Consider the following 17,773-nt stretch of genomic DNA (forward strand, 5'->3'; position numbering starts at 1 on the left):
GGGAACGAGTCCCGAAGGCGCCTGCATCGCCCGGATCAGGCGTCGCGGCCGGTGTCGTCGACGGCGACCGCGCCCAGCTTGCCCTTGCGCCCCTGGCTCATCCGCCGCTCGGTGTAGACCGCCAGCCTGCTCAGCGCGTAGTTGATGAGGATGAAGATCGCGCCGACCACGATGTAGGTCTGGATCGGGTTGCTGAGGTTCTGGATGATCACCTGCGCCTCGCGCACCACGTCGACGTAGGCGACGATGAAGCCCAGCGAGGTGTCCTTGACGATGACCACGAGCTGGCTGATCAGCGCGGGCAGCATCGCCCGGAACGCCTGCGGCAGCAGCACCGAGCTCAGCACCTGACCGCGGCGCAGGCCGATGGCGTAGGCGGCCTCGCTCTGGCCCTTGGGCAGCGACAGGATCCCGGCACGCACGATCTCGGCGATGATCACCGAGTTGTACGCGGTCAGGCCGATCACCAGGAACCACATCGGTGACAGGTCCAAGCCCACCGAGGGGAGCACCCGGAAGGCGAAGAAGACCATGATGACGACCGGGATGCCGCGCAGCAGCTCGACCACGCCGACCACCAGCCAGCGGTACCAGGGCGCGCTCACGACTCGGGTGATCGCCAGCAGGGTGCCGATGACCAGCGAGAACACCATCGCCAGCACGGCGGCGGTGAGAGTGCCGAGCAGGCCGGTGCCCAGCAGGCCCCACAGCGCGGTGAAGGTGCCGTTGGTCGGGTCCAGCAGCGGACCCCACTTCTCGGCGGTCAGCTGCCCCTGCACGCCCAGCGTGTAGAGCACCCAGCCGACGACCGCGAGCAGCAGCAGTCCGACGACGGCGCTGGCGACCAGCGACCGGCGCTTGGCCTGCGGGCCGGGGGCTTCGTAGAGAACGGCGTTGGTCATCGCGCGATCGCCACCTTCCGCTCCAGGTAACCCAGCAGCAGACCGGCCGGGATGGTGAGCACCAGGTAGAACAGCACCACGCCGAGCAGCACCGGCAACGCGGCCAGGCCGCGCGCGGAGGTCAGCGTGTCACCGACCGAGAACAGGTCCCCGCCGACGCCGAAGGCGCCCACCAGGGCCGAGTTCTTGATCATCGCGATGATCACGTTGCCCAGCGGCGGGACCACCGTGCGCACGGCCTGCGGCAGCACGACCAGCGACAGCGACTGGCCGAAGGTCAGTCCCACGGCGCGTGCGGCCTCGGCCTGACCCGCTGGAACGGCGTTGATGCCGCTTCGGATCGCCTCGCACACGAACGCCGAGGTGTACAGCGCCAGGCCGATGGTGCCGAACCAGAAGTAAGAACCGTTGATGCCCAGCTCCGGCAGGCCGAAGGCCATGAAGAACAGCACCACGGTCAGCGGGCAGTTGCGCAGCACGTTGACCCAGCTGGTCCCGGCGGCGCGCAGCGGAGGTAGCGGGGAGACCCGGAAGCCCGCCGCGATGGTGCCGATGACCAGCGCGAGCAGACCCGCCAGGAGGCAGATCTCCAGCGTGCGCACGAGACCGCTCAGGTACAGCGGCAGGTTGTCGATGATGACTTGCACAGATTCCACTCCGGCCAAGAGATGAGGGTGCCGACCGGATCGGACGGCACCCTCATTCCGCTATCAGGTCAGCTGCAGGGGTCGGCCTGCGGAAGGCTCGGCGTCTGCTTGGACACCTTGCCCGCGGTCGCCTGCCACGCCTTCGCGTAGGTGCCGTCCTGGCCGGCCTGCGCGAGGGTCTGGTTGATGAACTCGCAGAACTTCACATCGCCCTTCTTGATGCCGATGCCGTAGGGCTCCTCGGTGAAGGGCTTCTCCACGAGCTTGAACTGCCCGCCGCTCTTCTCGACCAGACCCATCAGGATCACGTTGTCCGTGGTCACCGCCTGGACCTGGCCGGTGCGCAGCGCGTCGGCGCACTTGGAGTAGACGTCGAAGAGCACCAGGTTCGGCTCGTCGACGTACTCCTTGATCTTCTCGGCCGGGGTCGAGCCCGTCACCGAGCAGACCTTGGCGCCGGTGGCTCGCAGCGTTTCCGGTCCGGTGATCTGGGCGTTGTCGGACTTGACCATGATGTCCTGACCGGCGGTGTAGTACGGCCCGGCGAAGCTGATCCGCTGCTTGCGCGAGTCGTTGATGGTGTAGGTGGCCACCACCATGTCGACGCGGCCCTGCTCGATGATCTCCTCGCGGGTCTTGCTCGGCGCCTCGACCCACTGGATCTTGTCCGCGGGGATGCCCATCTTCGCCGCGACCAGCTTGGCCATCTCGACGTCGAAGCCCTGCGGCTTGCCCTCGAGGTCGTTCAGGCCGAACAGAGGCTGGTCGATCTTCGTGCCGATCCGGATGGTGCCCGCCTGCTTGAGGTTGGCCATCGTGCTTCCGGGCTCGAACTGCGCGTTCTGGTCCACCGGGATCTCCGGGGCGCCTCCGCCGCTTTCCAGCTGGTTCTCGCCGCCCCCGCCGCAGGCGGACAACGCCAGGGCCAGCGATGCCGTCAGCACCGTGACCAGACGAAATCTCTTGCCTCGCATCTGCTTACGCCTCTCTGTGCAGTGGTGGTGACACTCAGTGGGTGAGGATCTTGCCGAGGAAGTCCTTGGCCCGGTCGCTCTTCGGCTCGCTGAAGAACTTCTGGGGCTCGGCGTCCTCGACGACCTCGCCATCGGCCATGAACAGCACGCGGTGCGCGGCGCGGCGTGCGAAACCCATCTCGTGCGTGACGACGACCATGGTCATGCCCTCTTCAGCGAGACCGGTCATCACGTCGAGCACCTCGTTGACCATCTCCGGGTCCAGCGCGGAGGTCGGCTCGTCGAAGAGCATGACCTTCGGCTTCATCGCCAGCGCCCGGGCGATCGCCGCCCGCTGCTGCTGGCCGCCGGAGAGCTGTGCCGGGTACTTCTGAGCCTGGTCGGTGATGCCGACCCGCTCCAGCAGCGTCATCGCGTCGCGCTGGGCCTCGTCCCGGCTCTGCCCGCGGACCTTGATCGGCCCGAGCGTGACGTTCTCCAGGATCGTCTTGTGCGCGAAGAGGTTGAACTGCTGGAAGACCATGCCGACGTCGGCGCGCAGTTCGGCCAGCGCTCGTCCTTCGACCGGCAGCGGCACGCCGTCGATCTCGATGGACCCCTCGTTGATCGGTTCCAGCCGGTTGATGGCCCGGCACAGCGTCGACTTCCCGGAGCCGGACGGGCCCAGGACCACGACGACCTGTCCCTTGGGCACCTCGAGATCGATCGACCGCAGCACGTGCAGTGAGCCGAAGAACTTGTCGACCGCGGACATCCGGATCATCGGAACGTCCGTGGGGGCTGCGGTCATCCAGTGCTCCCGAATGCGTCGTATGTGGATTTTCGTTGGCCGAAACTTAAGCCTGTCGTGGCTGCGGAGTCCAGAGGTTGGGATCGATACGTTGTTTCAACTCCGTTACGCAACGGAGTTAGCGTCGTCCGCCTGACCGCCTACCGTGTCCGGTATTTCAGGCCGTTCGTTGCGTTCAGTAATCAACCGGGGCGGGTTCCTCCCGCTCCATCATCGGTCCAGGCGGGTGAATCGGCGATCTGACCAGGCGCTACCGTGGAACCGTGAGCACGAAGACGTACGAGATCCGCACTTTCGGCTGCCAGATGAACGTGCACGATTCCGAGCGGCTCGCGGGCATGCTGGAGGACGCCGGGTACGCGCGGGCCGACAACGGTCGGGAGATGCCGGCTGACGTGGTCGTGTTCAACACGTGCGCCGTGCGCGAGAACGCCGACAACCGGCTCTACGGCACGCTCGGCCACATGCGTCCGCAGAAGGACGTCAACCCGAACATGCAGATCGCCGTCGGTGGCTGCCTCGCGCAGAAGGACCGCGACACGATCGTCAAGAAGGCGCCCTGGGTCGACGTCGTCTTCGGCACCCACAACCTCGGTTCGCTGCCGACGCTGCTGGAACGCGCGCGGCACAACCAGGAGGCCGAGGTCGAGATCCTGGAGTCGCTGGACGTCTTCCCGTCCACGCTCCCGGCCCGCCGCGACTCCGCCTACTCCGGCTGGGTGTCGGTGTCGGTCGGCTGCAACAACACCTGCACCTTCTGCATCGTGCCCGCGCTGCGCGGCAAGGAGAAGGACCGCCGCCCGGGCGAGATCCTCTCCGAGGTCGAGGCGCTGGTCTCCGAAGGCGTGCTCGAGGTGACCTTGCTCGGTCAGAACGTCAACGCCTACGGCGTGGAGTTCGGCGACCGCTTCGCCTTCGGCAAGCTGCTGCGCTCCTGCGGCGAGATCGAGGGCCTGGAGCGAGTCCGCTTCACCTCGCCGCACCCGCGCGACTTCACCGACGACGTCATCGAGGCGATGGCCGAGACGCCCAACGTCTGCCCCCAGCTGCACATGCCGCTGCAGTCCGGCTCGGACCGCGTCCTCAAGGCGATGCGCCGCTCCTACCGCAGCGAGCGCTTCCTCGACATCGTCGGCAAGGTCCGCGCGGCCATGCCGGATGCGGCCATCACCACCGACATCATCGTCGGCTTCCCCGGGGAGACCGAGGAGGACTTCGAGGGCACGATGGAGGTCGTGCGCCGCGCCCGGTTCTCCAGCGCCTTCACCTTCCAGTACTCCAAGCGACCGGGCACGCCCGCCGCGGACATGCCCGACCAGCTGCCCAAGGAGGTCGTCCAGCAGCGCTACGACCGCCTGGTCGCGCTGCAGAACGAGATCTCCTGGGACGAGAACAAGAAGATCGTCGGCCGCGAGGTCGAGCTGCTGGTCGCCGAAGGGGAGGGGCGCAAGGACGCCGAGACCCACCGGCTCTCCGGCCGCGCCCTCGACGGTCGCCTGGTGCACTTCACGCCCACCGGCGCGCTCGACGGCGAGATCCGGCCCGGCGACCTCGTGCGCACCACGATCACCCGCGCCGCCCCGCACCACCTGGTCGCTGACGCCGACATCTCAGGCCACCGCCGCACCCGGGCGGGCGACCACTGGGAAGAGGGCGTGCGCCCCAAGACCTCCGGGGTCAGCCTCGGGCTGCCCTCCATCGGTGCCCCGGCTCCGCAGCCGGCGGCGCAGCAGGGATGTGCGTGTTGAGCGAGGAACAGGACGTGAAGAGCCGCGGTGAGGTGCTGCGGCGCTTCGACCCGGGGGTCAAGGCGCTGGTCATCGCCACGGTGATGCTGGCGCTCGTGGTGAGCTCGCTGCTGCCGTGGGTCGGTGCCAGTCCCGGCTGGGAGGTGCTGACCGGGCAGGCGGATCCGTCGCTGAAGGTGGGTCTGCTGCCACGCCTGTTCGCGATCAACTCCGCGATCGTCGGCCTGGGCTTCGGCGCGTTGGCGCTGATCACCCGACGCTGGGGTGCGGCCTTCCTGGCCGGTGTCGCCGGACTCGTGGTCACCTTCGAAGGTGTGATCGCGATCTGGTCCCGCCAGACCAGCGGTCAGGCGGGACCCGGCCTCGGCCTGGTGCTCGCGGTCGTCTGCATGGCCGTCCTGGCGATCCAGTGGATGCGCATCGTCTGGTCCCGCGACTGAGTCCTGAGAGGTCCTGGTCCGCGTCCTGACCGGACGGTTCGCACCGCACTCGTCCGCAGAGCGATGACGCCCGCACCGAGTCCGGTGCGGGCGTCGTCGTTTCGCGCAGGTCAGCGGTCGGCGATGGCCTGTTCCGCTGCGTGCAGCCACTCGCGCCACTGGGCGGCCTGCTCGTCGGCCTTCTTCGCCCGGCGCTCGTCGCCCGAGGCGCGCGCCTTCTCCGCTTGGGCCTCGAACTGCTCCACGCGGCCGCGGAACTGGTCGACGCGGGCCTGGGCCTCCGGGTCGGTGCGGCGCCACTGCGCGTCGACGGCGTCGCGGACCTTGTCGGCGACGCCGCGAAGCCTGCCCTCCAGCTCGCGCATCCGCTCGCGCGGCACCTTGCCGATCTCGTCCCAGCGCTCCTGCACCCGCTGCAGCTGCGCCTGCGCGGCCTTCAGGTCAGCCGACGGGTCGATCTGCTCGGCCTCGACCAGCAGCTCCTCCTTGAGCTTGGCGTTGGCGGCGAACTCGGCGTCGCGCTCGGAGAACGCCTCCGACCGGCGGCTGAAGAACCGGTCCTGCGCAGCCCGGAAGCGCTGCCAGAGCGCCTCATCGCTGTCCTTGGGCGCGCGACCGGCGGCCTTCCAGTCGGCCATCAGCTGCTTGTAGCGGTTCGCCGTGTCGCCCCAGTCGCTGGACTCGGTGAGCGACTCGGCCTCCTCGACCAGTTCCAGCTTGTGGGCCTTGGCCGCCGCGCGCTGGCGGTCCAGCTCGGCGAAGTGCGAGCCGCGACGGCGGCTGAAGGCGTCGCGGGCCTTGGAGAACCGCCGCCACAGCTGCTCGTCGGTCTTGCGGTCGACGCCGCGGACCTTCTTCCACTCGTCGAGGATCTGGCGCAGCCGGTCACCGGCGGACTTCCAGTGCGTCGCCTCGTGGGCGATCTCCTCGGCCTCGGCGACCAGCGCCTCCTTGAGGGCGATCGCCTCGGCGCGAGCGCGCTCCTTCTCGTGCTTGGCGCCCTCGACCGCTTCCTCGGCGCGGGCCAGCAGGTGCTCGATGCGGGCGCCCAGGGCGGCCAGGTCGCCGACCACCGCGGCCTCGGCCAACGACTCCTGCAGGTGCTTGGCGCTGGTCAGCGTGTGCTTGGGCTCGCCGGCGTGGGTGCCCAGCCGGGTCTCCAGCAGCTCGACCTCGGTGACCATGTCGTCGAACTTGCGCGCGTAGAGGGCGAGGCCTTCGGCCGCATCACCGGCTTGCCAGGAACCGATCGCCCGCTCACCGTCGGCGGTGCTCACGTACACCGTGCCGTCGGCGTCCACCCGGCCCCACTGGGTGGGATCCGCGGAAGCCTTCGGTACTGCGGGCGCGACCGCGGGTGACCCGGTGTTGCTGCTGGTCGAGTCCGCGACCGCCTTGCTGGCGACCGACTCGGGGGTCGTGTCCTGGTGCGTCATGGCCGGCTTCCTCCTTGCGTGCCCGCTCCGATGCCCGTGTCGGCCACGGGCGCCCCGCGTCGGCGGGGCCCAGCAAGCGTCAGCCCGAACCGTCGGATGGTCCGGCCTCCGCTGGCGCATTCAAACAGGTCAACAGCCGATTCGGTACTCCATACCCGAATCGGTGCCCGGCTAAAACCTCGGGACCTCGTGACCTGCACGGCTTCATTGTCATCGGTCACCCGTGTGGCGGCAGCGAGCAGGGTGCCGATGCCTCGCATCGGTTCGATCCGCCGCAGTGCGCGACCACCTGCTCCAGCCAACTCGCCCGTGACCCCATGCCGTGCACGAGTGCGATCACCCGTGTCGTCGTGCCGCACCCGCCGCTGCCGGTCCTCGCGCTGGTCGTGCTCGCCGGCGCCGAAGCCGAGCGGTTGCGGGGCGCCTGTTCGCGCGCCGTGTCCAGTCTGACGGATTTGAACGCCGAATGGGTGGTCGTTGGTTCAGATCCATCCGGCCCGACGCGATTCAGATCGCGCACCGCTGCGAGTGGCGCCACGACCCGCTCCGGGCGGACGGAACCGGGCAGTGGGCGCTTAGAGTTCTGGTGTGTCTTCGCTCCCGCACCCCGTCGCCGTCGTCGGGCCCACCGCCACCGGAAAGTCCGACCTCGCCGTGCTGCTCGCCGAGCGGTTCGACGGCGAGGTGATCAACGCCGACGCGATGCAGCTCTACCGCGGGATGGACATCGGCACCGCCAAGCTGACCCCCGACGAGCGGCGGGGCGTCCCGCACCACCAGCTCGACGTCCTCGACGTCACCGAGACCGCCTCGGTCGCCGCGTACCAGCGAGCGGCCCGCACCGTCCTGGAGGACGTGCTCGCGCGCGGTCGCACCCCGATCCTAGTGGGCGGGTCGGGCCTCTACGTGCAGGCGGTCGTGGACGACCTGACGTTCCCCGGGACCGACCCGCAGGTGCGGCAGAAGTACGAGGACGAGCTGGCCAAGCTCGGGCCGGTCGCGCTGCACCGGAGGCTCGCCGAACTCGACCCCGCCGCCGCGGCGGCCATCCTGACCAGCAACGGACGTCGCATCGTGCGTGCGCTGGAGGTCATCGAGATCACCGGCGAGCCGTTCTCGGCGAACCTGCCCACCCCGGGCCCGCCCCGCTACGGCACGGTCCTGGTCGGCCTGGACCGGCCAGCCGAGGACCTCGACGATCGCGTCGACGAGCGCGTGACCCGCATGTTCGACTCCGGCCTGGTCGACGAGGTGCGCCGACTGGAGGAGCAGGGCCTGCGCCACGGCCGCACCGCCAGCCGTGCGCTGGGCTACCAGCAGGTGCTCGCCGAGTTCGACGGCGCGGACGACATGACCGCCGCTGCGGCCGAGACCGCACGGCTGACGCGCCGCTTCGTCCGGCGGCAGCGCTCGTGGTTCCGCCGCGACGAGCGCATCAACTGGCTCGACGCCGCGGACCCCGAGCTTGCCGACCATGTCCGTGCCCTGGTGAATCCGTAGACTGGCGACGTGCACGCCTTCGGAGGACCCGAGTACATCAAGGGCCACGGGACCCAGAACGACTTCGTCATCCTGCCCGACCCGGACGGTGAGCTGGAGCTCACCGGCGACCGGGTGCGCGCGTTGTGCGACCGGCAGCGCGGTCTGGGTGCCGATGGTGTGCTGCGGGTGATCCGCGCGGGCAACCTGACCGACGCCCCGGCCGACGTCCCCTCGGACGTGTGGTTCATGGACTACCGCAACGCCGACGGATCCATCGCCGAGATGTGCGGCAACGGCGTGCGCGTGTTCGCCCGCTACCTCGTCGCCTCCGGCCTCGCCCCGTCCGGGGACCTCCTGGTCGGCACCCGCGCGGGCATCCGCCCGGTGCACACCCACCAGGACGGCCGGGTGACCGTCGAGATGGGGCAGGCCAAGATCTTCGGCGAGTCCACCACGGCGGTGAACGGGGCGACCTTCGCCGGCGTGGCCGTCGACGTCGGCAACCCGCACCTGGCCTGCGTCGGAGACCACGATCTCGACGCCCTCGACCTCGGGGCGGCCCCGCCGCACGACGTGAACCTGTTCCCCGACGGCGTCAACGTCGAGTTCGTGCGGCCTCTCGGCGGTGACGAGGTGCGGATGCGGGTGCACGAGCGCGGTGTCGGCGAGACCCGCTCCTGCGGCACCGGCACGGTCGCCGCGACCGCCGCCGCCCTGCACGCCGCAGGTCAGACAACCGGTCGCCGGGTGGTGCACATCCCCGGCGGCACCGTCGAGGTGGAGATCACCGCCAGCGGTTCCACCCTGACCGGTCCTGCCGTGCTGGTCGGCGGAGGACGCCTGGACCCCGACTGGTGGCAGAACCCGTGACAGCCTCTTCGACGATCCCGAACCCGCAGTTCAGCGCTGCGCGGACGGGCTCGGGCAAGCGCAGCGAGTGAAAATGGGTCGCGCAGCGTGGGACAGTGAACGTGAGATGAGAGATTCCTTGACCGCATCCCCAGAGCTCGACCACGACGCCGCCGTGGACCAGGACATGGCCGACGGCGACGAATTCGAACCGATCCTGGCCGGTGGTGAGCCTTCCACCGGCGAGATGGAGCTGGAAGACCGCGCCTCGCTGCGGCGGATCTCCGGGCTGTCCACCGAGCTCGAGGACATCACCGAGGTCGAGTACCGGCGGCTGCGGCTGGAGCGCGTCGTGCTGGTGGGCGTCTGGACCGAGGGCGACGCCGCGCACGCCGACGCCTCGCTCGCCGAGCTCGCCCGCCTGGCCGAGACCGCTGGTTCGGAGGTGCTCGAAGGCATCATCCAGCGGCGCGACCGTCCCGACCCGGGTACCTACATCGGCTCAGGCAAGGTCCGCGAGCTGCGCGACCTGGTCGCCTCCAACGGCGCTGACACGGTCATCTGCGACGGTGAGCTCTCGCCCGGTCAGCTCCGCCAGCTGGAGGAGAAGCTCAAGGTCAAGGTCGTCGACCGCACCGCGCTGATCCTCGACATCTTCGCCCAGCACGCCCGCTCCAAGGAGGGCAAGGCGCAGGTCGAGCTCGCTCAGCTGCAGTACTTCCTGCCGCGACTGCGCGGCTGGGGTGAAACGATGTCCCGTCAGGCCGGTGGCCGGGCGGGCGCCAACGGCGGTGTGGGCACCCGTGGTCCCGGTGAGACCAAGTTGGAGACCGACCGCCGGAGCATCCACAAGCGCATCAGCAAGCTGCGCAAGGAATTGGCCGCGATGAAGACGGTCCGCGGCACCAAGCGCAGCCGCCGCGAGTCCAACGAGGTCCCCGGCGTGGCCATCGCCGGCTACACCAACGCCGGCAAGTCCAGCCTGCTCAACGCGTTGACCGGTGCCGGTGTCCTGGTCGAGGACTCCCTGTTCGCGACTCTGGACCCGACCACCCGCAAGGCGGTCACGCCCGACGGCCAGCCGCACACGCTCACCGACACCGTCGGGTTCGTGCGCCACCTGCCACACCAGCTGGTCGAGGCGTTCCGCTCCACCCTCGAAGAGGTCGCCAGCGCGGACCTGCTGGTCCACGTCGTCGACGGCTCCGAGGGGTCGCCGCACGAGCAGGTCGCCGCTGTGCGCGAGGTGCTCAGCGAGATCTCCGCGGAGCACAAGTCGCAGATGCCGCCGGAGCTGCTCGTCGTCAACAAGATCGACTCGGTGGACGCGACGCGCATGGCCGAACTGGGCCGCCTGCTGCCGGAGGCGGTGTTCGTCTCGGCGCACAGCGGCAAGGGCATCGAGCGCCTGCGCGAGATCATCGCCGACCGGTTGCCGCGTCCGGAGGTGTTCGTCGACGCCCTGATCCCCTACACGCGGGGTGACCTGGTGGCGCGGCTGCACAGCGATGGCGAGGTCGTCGAGGAGGAGCACACTCCCGAGGGCACGCGGATCCAGGCCAAGGTCCGACCGGACCTGGCCTCGCTCATCGAGCCGTTCGCGGCCAACGGTGCGGCCTGACCGAGCCGGCGGCCTGACCGGGGTCGCGCTGCTCTTCGCCTGCGCGATCCTCTCCGGCGCGCCCGCGCACGCGCAGTCGGCTCCGGTCGAGCTGTGCACCATCGAGGAATCCGGGCTCTCCGAGCTGTCCGGCCTGGCCTCCGACGGGGACAGCTGGTACGCCGTCAACGACAGCGGGTCGAGGGCGCGTGCCTTCGTGCTCGACCCGCGGACCTGCGAGGTCCGCTCGCAACGCACCGGCGACAGCGATCCCTACGACGTCGAGGACCTGGCGCTGGCTCCGGACGGAGCTCTCTGGCTGGCCGACACCGGCGACAACCGGCACAAGCGGGAGAACGTCGCGCTGCACGTGCTGGACCGCAACGGCGGTTCCGCGCTGTACCGCATGTCCTATCCGGACAGCCCGCACGACGCCGAGGCGTTGCTGCTGGATCGGGCCGGCGTGCCGTACGTCGTCACCAAGGAGCCGCTCGGCTGGGCCGGGGTGTACCGGCCCGCGGAGCCGCTGGACCCGGGGCGGACGGTCCCGATGGAACGGGTCGGCTCGGTGTCCCTGCGCGCGACCAAGACCCCGGGCGGACCGCTCGACGGATCGATGGGTTCGGTCCTGGTCACCGGTGGGTCGGTGAGCGCGGACGGCACGCTGGTGGCACTGCGCACCTACACCGAGGCCTACGTCTACCGCTCGCCGAACGGGGACGTGCTCGAAGCGCTCAAGGGCGTACCGGTGCGGATCCCGCTCCCGGACGAGGAGCAGGGCGAAGCCATCGCTTGGGAACCTGACGGCAGTCTGCTGTCCGGTTCGGAGGGCGGCGAAGCGGTTCGCCGCGTCGCCGGGGCGGACGGCGACCCGTCCGCTGAGACGGCCACCGATCGGCCCGCGCCGTCCGGCGGTGACGGTGACCAGGCCCAGCCCGCGACCGAGGAGGGCGGCATGTCCACCGGCCGCGCGCTGCTGTTCGCCGGAGTCATCGCCGCCCTGCTGGTCTACCTCGTCAGCTGGCGCCGCAAGCGCTCCTGACCACCTCGATCAGAGGCGGCGCAGGACCGCCACGACCTTGCCGAGGATCTGGGAGTCGTCACCCAGGATCGGCTCGTAGGCCGAGTTGTGCGGCATCAGCCAGACGTGCTCGTCGGTGCGCTTGAAGGTCTTCACCGTCGCCTCGCCGTCGATCATCGCCGCGACGACCTCGCCGTTGTCGGCATCGGGCTGCTGGCGGACGGCGACCCAGTCGCCATCGGTGATGGCCAGGTCGATCATCGAGTCGCCGACGACCTTCAGCAGGAACAGGGTTCCGTCGCCGACGATCTCCTTGGGCAGCGGGAAGACGTCCTCGATGGACTCCTCCGCCAGGATCGGACCGCCCGCCGCGATGCGACCGACGACCGGGACGTAGGCCGGCTTCGCCTGAGCCTCGTTCTCCGGCTCGCCGCCGACGAGCACGCCCACGGTGCGCGGCCGGTGCGGGTCCCGGCGCAGGAAGCCCTTCCGCTCCAGCACGCGCAGCTGGTAGGCGACCGAGGAGGTCGACGTCAGGCCCACCGCGTCACCGATCTCCCGGACGCTGGGTGGATAGCCGTGCTCGCTCATCCACTCCCGGATGGCCTCCAGCACCTTGAGCTGGCGGTCGCTGAGCTCCTCGGCCGCGGTGGCCTGCTCTGGCACGGTGTCCACCTCGGCAGGGGAGTCCTTGATGTCGTCTACGCGGCCCCCGATAGAGCCGGTCGCATTTCTCGCCACCGCTGCCTCCTGAATCCGTGTGAACTGCGGTGCTGGTCTTCATCGAGCGGTGTGCCGCCCCGGATCTGGTCACCGGTGTTCGCCGTCCGCTGCTCGCTTTCCACAGTAGACGCGGTAAACACGGAGATCAAACACCTGTTCGAGTTAATTTTGGCCCAGGGTCTCGCGCTGAAGGCCACTCTTGGTACACAATCGCACGGAGGTTCGATCGAACAACCTTTCGACCATCGTTCCGCGCGGGAGGCGACATGACCACGTTCATCGACACAGTACGGCGAGTTCGGCCTGTTGAGCGGGAGTCGCTCGCCGGTCGGCCGGAAGTCGAGCCGATCGTGTCGCCCCTGCGTCGGGCCGAGGCTCATCGCCCACATGGGCGGGTGGTCGAGGCTCGGCGTCGCGTGCAGGCCGCCGAAGCCAGATCGTGCGCCAGGCCGGCGCTGGAGAAGGGCAGACTCGGCGAGTGGCTCGTGCTCTCCGGTGTCGCCGCCGCGGCCTTCCTCGCGGTGGTGCTGGTGGGGCTGTTCGGGTCGGGCGACGCGCCGGTGGCGGGAGGTACCACCGTTGTGCAGGTGCGAACGGGGGACACTTTGTGGGGCATCGCGACGCGCATGGCGCCCGATGCGGACCCCCGCGCGGCGGTCGATCGCATCGTCGAGCTGAACGGTCTCGGGGCGCCTTCCGCGGAAGCGGGCCGATTCCTGGTGGTGCCGGTCGATAGCTGACCGAACCCCAAGATGTTGTGGTTCGCCGGGTTTTCCCAGCTGGGGCGAGGGGTGCGTCATCCGGCTGGGCGACACAGGTGTGTCGGTTTGCAACGCGGTCCGGCGCGGGTTTAAAGTCGACCACAACATCTAGTAGTTACGTCCATGTGGTTAGTCCATAGATTGGGCTTCCAGGGTTCTGGGTACCCCGTGGACGTACGTGGTCGCGGGCCGGTGGACCGGCTGACGACCTCCAAGGGGGAAGGGGGTGATTGGCCGGTGCGGTGCCCGTTCTGCCGCGGCGATGACTCCAGGGTCGTGGACTCGCGCGAAGTGGAGGACGGCCAGGCGATCCGCCGCCGACGCTCGTGCTCGGCGTGCGGTCGCCGGTTCACGACGATCGAAGAGCTGGTGTTGTCGGTTGTGAAGCGGTCGGGCGTCACCGAGCCCTTCAGCCGGGAGAAGGTGGTCACCGGTGTCCGCCGTGCCTGTCAGGGCCGTCCTGTAGAAGAGGACGCGCTGCAGCAGTTGGCGCACCAGGTGGAGGAGGCGATCCGGTCCTCCGGCGTCGCCGAGCTGCCCAGCCACGAAGTCGGGCTGGCCATCCTCGGTCCGCTGCGGGAACTGGACGAAGTCGCCTACCTGCGCTTCGCGAGCGTTTACCGCGCGTACTCCTCGGTGGAGGACTTCGAGAAGGAAATTACCGACCTGCGGGCTGCGAGGGAGTCACCGCGGGACGGCGAGCAACTAGACGTGGAGTGCGGCGGTTGAGCAAGCCGCGACGGCGCGCGTCCCGCAGAGGGGGCGGAAGCGCGAAAGGCCATTCGCAGTCCCGGGCGGGGACGGCGAAGAGAACAGAGTCACGACCGAACCGGACGGGGAGCCCGGACGGGGCCGACGAAACGCGACGAGCGACTGAGCGAGCGATGAAGAAGGAAAAGGGGCAGGTCATGACAGAGACCGTCGGTAGCCCGGCCGGCGCAGCGGGGGAGCCGGAAGCAGATGCTCGCAAGGGCATCCGGGTCGAGCGCGTCTACACCACCGAGGGGGTGCACCCCTACGACGACGTCAAGTGGGAGCGTCGCGATGTGGTGATGACCAACTGGCGGGACGGTTCGGTCAACTTCGAGCAGCGCGGGGTCGAGTTCCCCGACTTCTGGTCGTTGAACGCGGTCAACATCGTCACCAGCAAGTACTTCCGCGGTGCCGTCGGCACCGATGAGCGGGAGGGCAGCCTGCGGCAGCTGATCGACCGCGTCGTGAAGACCTACGTCGCCTCCGGCGTTGAGAACGACTACTTCGCGACCGACCAGGACGCGGAGATCTTCGAGCACGAGCTGACCTACATGCTGTTGCACCAGGTCTTCAGCTTCAACTCGCCGGTCTGGTTCAACGTGGGAACCAGCTCGCGCCAGCAGGTCTCGGCCTGCTTCATCCTGTCGGTCGACGACACGATGGAGTCGATCCTCGACTGGTACAAGGAAGAGGGCCTGATCTTCAAGGGCGGTTCCGGCGCCGGGCTGAACCTGTCCCGCATCCGCTCCTCCAAGGAGCTGCTGTCCTCCGGCGGCACCGCTTCCGGTCCGGTCTCGTTCATGCGCGGTGCCGACGCCTCCGCGGGCACCATCAAGTCCGGTGGCGCGACCCGCCGCGCGGCCAAGATGGTCGTGCTCGACGTCGACCACCCGGACGTCGAGGAGTTCATCGAGACCAAGGCGCGCGAGGAGCACAAGATCCGCGCGCTGCGCGACGCCGGTTTCGACATGGACCTCGGCGGCGCGGACTCCAACTCGGTGCAGTACCAGAACGCCAACAACTCGGTGCGCGTCTCCGACGAGTTCATGCGCTCGGTCGAGAGCGACAACGACTTCGGCCTGCGCTCCCGCACCGACGGCGACGTGATCGACACCGTCAAGGGCCGCGACCTGTTCCGCAAGCTGGCCAAGGCCGCGTGGGAATGCGCCGACCCGGGCATCCAGTACGACGACACGATCAACGACTGGCACACCTCGCCGGAGACGGGCCGGATCACCGCGTCCAACCCGTGCTCGGAGTACATGCACCTGGACAACTCCAGCTGCAACCTGGCCTCGTTGAACCTGATGAAGTTCCTGCGCGATGACCTGACCTTCGACGCCGAGCTGTTCGAGAAGGCCGTCGAGTTCGTCATCACCGCGATGGACATCTCGATCTGCTTCGCGGACTTCCCGACGGAGTCGATCGGCGTCACGACCCGCAAGTTCCGCCAGCTCGGCATCGGTTACGCCAACCTCGGCGCGCTGCTGATGGCCACCGGCCACGCCTACGACTCCGACGGCGGTCGTGCGCTGGCGGCGGCGATCACCTCGCTGATGACCGGTACTGCCTACAAGCGTTCGGCCGAGCTCGCCGGTGTCGTCGGCCCCTACGAGGGTTACGCCCGCAACGCCGAGGGCCACCAGCGGGTCATGCGCAAGCACGCCGCCGCCAACGACTTGGTGCGCACCTACCACCACAACGACAAGACCGTGCACAAGCTCGCCACCGAGGTGTGGCAGCAGGGTCTCGAGATCGGCAGCCGCAACGGCTGGCGCAACGCCCAGGCGTCGGTGCTGGCCCCCACCGGGACCATCGGCCTGATGATGGACTGCGACACCACCGGTGTCGAGCCCGACCTGGCGCTGGTGAAGTTCAAGAAGCTGGTCGGCGGCGGCTCGATGCAGATCGTCAACCAGACGGTCCCGCGCGCCCTGCAGGCCCTGGGCTACCAGGAAGAGCAGATCGAGGCGATCGTCGAGTACATCGCCGAGCACGGTCACGTCGTTGACGCGCCTGGTCTGCGCCAGGAGCACTACGAGGTCTTCGACTGCGCGATGGGCGAGCGCTCGATCGCGCCGATGGGCCACGTGCGGATGATGGCCGCCGTGCAGCCGTTCATCTCGGGTGCGATCTCCAAGACGGTGAACATGCCGGAGTCGGCGACCGTCGAAGAGGTCGAGGAGCTCTACTTCGAGGGCTGGAAGCTGGGCCTGAAGGCGCTGGCGATCTACCGCGACAACTGCAAGGTCGGCCAGCCGCTGTCCGCCGGCAAGGGCGACAAGGGCGAGTCGGAGAAGGTCGTCGAGAAGCAGATCGAGTACCGCCCGGTCCGCAAGCGCCTGCCGAAGAAGCGCCCGAGCCAGACGGTGTCGTTCACCGTCGGCGGTGCCGAGGGCTACCTGCACGCCGGTTCGTACCCCGATGACGGGCTGGGCGAGATCTTCGTCAAGCTCGGCAAGCAGGGTTCGACCCTGGCCGGTGTGATGGACGCCTTCTCGATGTCGATCTCGGTGGGTCTGCAGTACGGCATCCCGCTGGAGTTCTACGTCTCGAAGTTCCAGAACCTGCGCTTCGAGCCCGCCGGCATGACCGACGACCCGGACATCCGGATGGCCAGCAGCGTCCTGGACTACCTGTTCCGCCGCCTGGCGCTGGACTACCTGTCCTACGAGAAGCGCGCCCAGCTGGGCATCTTCACCGTGGACGAGCGGGAAGCCCAGGTCAACAACACGGAACCGGCTCAGTCTTCGGACAACGTCGACCTGGACACCATGCGGTCCACGGTGGACTACGCGAAGGCCGAGGAGAAGTCCGAGTCCAAGCAGGAGGTCCGCGCGGGCAGCTCCACCGAGCTGCTCGAGCTCCAGCTGGGCAAGGCCGCCGACGCGCCGCTGTGCATGACCTGCGGCACGAAGATGCGCCCGTCCGGCTCCTGCTACCTCTGCGAGGGCTGCGGCTCCACCTCGGGCTGCAGCTGAGCCTGAGCGTTGAATGATCGAAGTCCGGGGTGGGCGTGACCAACACGCCCACTCCGGACTTCTTTCGTGTCAACACCTTCCGCATCTGCCCAGCAGCCGTGCCCACGTTCGGGGGAGAGCCGCGAAGTGGGGGTCTCGAGACGACGAGCGGTGAGCCTCGGGTTCGGCACTCTCGTCCGCACCGAGACACGCGGAGGTGGAGATGCGGGCACGAAGCTTGCTGAAGAACGCGGTGGTTTTCGCCGCGCCGGGGGTTCACGTCCTGACCGTGACGGGGTTTCCGGACTGGTCCGTGGACACCCTGGCGGTGTTGGACCACCGCGGTGAGCTGGTCCTGGACACTCCCGAAGTGGAGCGCTTCCTCGACGATCTGCTGCGCGAGGGGACGATGGTGTCGCTGGTCCTCTACTCGCTCACCGACGAGGTCGCGTTCACCGACGCCCAGGGCAGCGACTTCCTGATCAAGCGCGTGTACGGCTGGTTCATCGAAGGCGGAACGGTCAGGCCGGTGAGCGCCGCTGAGGCGTTCGACATCGGGTGCGTCGACCCCGACACCGGTGAACCCGTCCCTCCTGAACCCGGGATCTACTACGAAGATGCCTGGCCGCTGGTCCTCCAGGACGAGGCTTCCAGCTGAAACCCCGCTCCCACGACGAAGGCCGGTGC

General features: G+C 68.9%; 16 protein-coding genes. 10 read left to right on the forward strand and 6 right to left on the reverse strand.

Annotated features, from left to right (window positions below):
• Positions 1–35 precede the first annotated feature (35 nt).
• From E1202_RS05365 to E1202_RS05380, 4 genes are read right to left on the reverse strand one after another with little or no spacing between them, the layout of a single operon-like run.
• The gene (locus E1202_RS05365) at positions 36–902 is read right to left on the reverse strand and encodes an amino acid ABC transporter permease (RefSeq protein WP_132681431.1); all 867 of its coding nucleotides are present in this window, start codon (positions 900–902) and stop codon (positions 36–38) included.
• Entirely contained in the window at positions 899–1,558 is a 660-nt protein-coding gene (locus tag E1202_RS05370) for an amino acid ABC transporter permease (protein WP_235876170.1), read from the reverse strand. The genes E1202_RS05365 and E1202_RS05370 overlap by 4 nt, the downstream gene beginning before the upstream one ends.
• A gap of 59 nt (positions 1,559–1,617) precedes the next feature.
• Positions 1,618–2,523, reverse strand: coding sequence for a glutamate ABC transporter substrate-binding protein (locus E1202_RS05375; RefSeq protein WP_132681432.1), 906 nt, complete (start codon positions 2,521–2,523; stop codon positions 1,618–1,620).
• A 34-nt stretch (positions 2,524–2,557) separates the two neighbouring features.
• Positions 2,558–3,286, reverse strand: coding sequence for an amino acid ABC transporter ATP-binding protein (locus E1202_RS05380; protein ID WP_165943748.1), 729 nt, complete (start codon positions 3,284–3,286; stop codon positions 2,558–2,560).
• A gap of 290 nt (positions 3,287–3,576) precedes the next feature.
• Here E1202_RS05380 and miaB point away from each other — a divergent pair, with 290 nt between their 5' ends.
• Complete coding sequence (gene miaB, locus E1202_RS05385) at positions 3,577–5,061, forward strand: tRNA (N6-isopentenyl adenosine(37)-C2)-methylthiotransferase MiaB (RefSeq protein ID WP_132681434.1); 1,485 nt, start codon at positions 3,577–3,579, stop codon at positions 5,059–5,061.
• Positions 5,049–5,501 carry an Rv2732c family membrane protein gene (locus tag E1202_RS05390; RefSeq protein ID WP_132681435.1) on the forward strand — a complete coding sequence of 151 codons (453 nt, stop codon included), beginning with the start codon at positions 5,049–5,051 and terminating at the stop codon, positions 5,499–5,501. Before miaB ends, E1202_RS05390 begins: the two co-directional genes overlap by 13 nt.
• A 110-nt stretch (positions 5,502–5,611) precedes the next feature.
• Here the strand turns inward: E1202_RS05390 and E1202_RS05395 are convergent, their stop codons facing one another.
• The gene (locus E1202_RS05395; protein WP_132681436.1) at positions 5,612–6,937 is read right to left on the reverse strand and encodes a DUF349 domain-containing protein; all 1,326 of its coding nucleotides are present in this window, start codon (positions 6,935–6,937) and stop codon (positions 5,612–5,614) included.
• Between the two features lie 588 nt (positions 6,938–7,525).
• On the opposite strand from E1202_RS05395, the gene miaA reads away from it, so the two are divergent.
• The 4 genes from miaA (at position 7,526) to E1202_RS05420 (ending at position 11,910) form a co-directional block, all read left to right on the forward strand.
• Entirely contained in the window at positions 7,526–8,437 is a 912-nt protein-coding gene (gene miaA, locus E1202_RS05405) for a tRNA (adenosine(37)-N6)-dimethylallyltransferase MiaA (protein ID WP_132681437.1), read from the forward strand.
• Between the two features lie 9 nt (positions 8,438–8,446).
• Entirely contained in the window at positions 8,447–9,289 is an 843-nt protein-coding gene (gene dapF / locus E1202_RS05410; protein ID WP_132681438.1) for a diaminopimelate epimerase, read from the forward strand.
• A 166-nt stretch (positions 9,290–9,455) separates the two neighbouring features.
• Positions 9,456–10,889 (forward strand): GTPase HflX, encoded by a 1,434-nt coding sequence (hflX, locus tag E1202_RS05415; RefSeq protein WP_132681526.1) that lies wholly within the window; start codon positions 9,456–9,458, stop codon positions 10,887–10,889.
• Positions 10,879–11,910 carry an esterase-like activity of phytase family protein gene (locus E1202_RS05420; RefSeq protein ID WP_235877731.1) on the forward strand — a complete coding sequence of 344 codons (1,032 nt, stop codon included), beginning with the start codon at positions 10,879–10,881 and terminating at the stop codon, positions 11,908–11,910. The genes hflX and E1202_RS05420 overlap by 11 nt, the downstream gene beginning before the upstream one ends.
• A 9-nt stretch (positions 11,911–11,919) precedes the next feature.
• On the opposite strand, the gene lexA is transcribed toward E1202_RS05420, so the two are convergent.
• Entirely contained in the window at positions 11,920–12,585 is a 666-nt protein-coding gene (lexA, locus tag E1202_RS05425) for a transcriptional repressor LexA (protein WP_235877759.1), read from the reverse strand.
• Positions 12,586–12,878: 293 nt separating this feature from the next.
• Here lexA and E1202_RS05430 point away from each other — a divergent pair, with 293 nt between their 5' ends.
• From E1202_RS05430 to E1202_RS05445, 4 genes are all read left to right on the forward strand, one after another.
• Complete coding sequence (locus E1202_RS05430) at positions 12,879–13,352, forward strand: LysM peptidoglycan-binding domain-containing protein (RefSeq protein WP_132681439.1); 474 nt, start codon at positions 12,879–12,881, stop codon at positions 13,350–13,352.
• Positions 13,353–13,610: 258 nt separating this feature from the next.
• The gene (gene nrdR, locus E1202_RS05435) at positions 13,611–14,102 is read left to right on the forward strand and encodes a transcriptional regulator NrdR (RefSeq protein WP_132681529.1); all 492 of its coding nucleotides are present in this window, start codon (positions 13,611–13,613) and stop codon (positions 14,100–14,102) included.
• 179 nt (positions 14,103–14,281) lie between these two features.
• On the forward strand, positions 14,282–17,107 hold the full coding sequence (locus E1202_RS05440) for a vitamin B12-dependent ribonucleotide reductase (RefSeq protein ID WP_132681440.1): 2,826 nt from the start codon (positions 14,282–14,284) through the stop codon (positions 17,105–17,107).
• Between the two features lie 202 nt (positions 17,108–17,309).
• On the forward strand, positions 17,310–17,744 hold the full coding sequence (locus E1202_RS05445; protein ID WP_132681441.1) for a hypothetical protein: 435 nt from the start codon (positions 17,310–17,312) through the stop codon (positions 17,742–17,744).
• The last annotated feature ends 29 nt before the right edge of the window (positions 17,745–17,773 follow it).

Origin of the sequence: Saccharopolyspora karakumensis (assembly GCF_004349225.1) — a bacterium.
Classification (GTDB): Bacteria; Actinomycetota; Actinomycetes; order Mycobacteriales; family Pseudonocardiaceae; genus Saccharopolyspora; species Saccharopolyspora endophytica.

Coding starts and splice junctions, on each gene's coding strand:
- E1202_RS05365 (WP_132681431.1), bottom strand. CDS start 902: ATGACCAACGCCGTTCTCTACGAAGCCCCCGGCCCGCAGGCCAAGCGC.
- E1202_RS05375 (WP_132681432.1), bottom strand. CDS start 2,523: ATGCGAGGCAAGAGATTTCGTCTGGTCACGGTGCTGACGGCATCGCTG.
- E1202_RS05380 (WP_165943748.1), bottom strand. CDS start 3,286: ATGATCCGGATGTCCGCGGTCGACAAGTTCTTCGGCTCACTGCACGTG.
- E1202_RS05390 (WP_132681435.1), top strand. CDS start 5,049: ATGTGCGTGTTGAGCGAGGAACAGGACGTGAAGAGCCGCGGTGAGGTG.
- E1202_RS05395 (WP_132681436.1), bottom strand. CDS start 6,937: ATGACGCACCAGGACACGACCCCCGAGTCGGTCGCCAGCAAGGCGGTC.
- hflX (WP_132681526.1), top strand. CDS start 9,456: ATGGCCGACGGCGACGAATTCGAACCGATCCTGGCCGGTGGTGAGCCT.
- E1202_RS05430 (WP_132681439.1), top strand. CDS start 12,879: ATGACCACGTTCATCGACACAGTACGGCGAGTTCGGCCTGTTGAGCGG.
- E1202_RS05440 (WP_132681440.1), top strand. CDS start 14,282: ATGACAGAGACCGTCGGTAGCCCGGCCGGCGCAGCGGGGGAGCCGGAA.
- E1202_RS05445 (WP_132681441.1), top strand. CDS start 17,310: ATGCGGGCACGAAGCTTGCTGAAGAACGCGGTGGTTTTCGCCGCGCCG.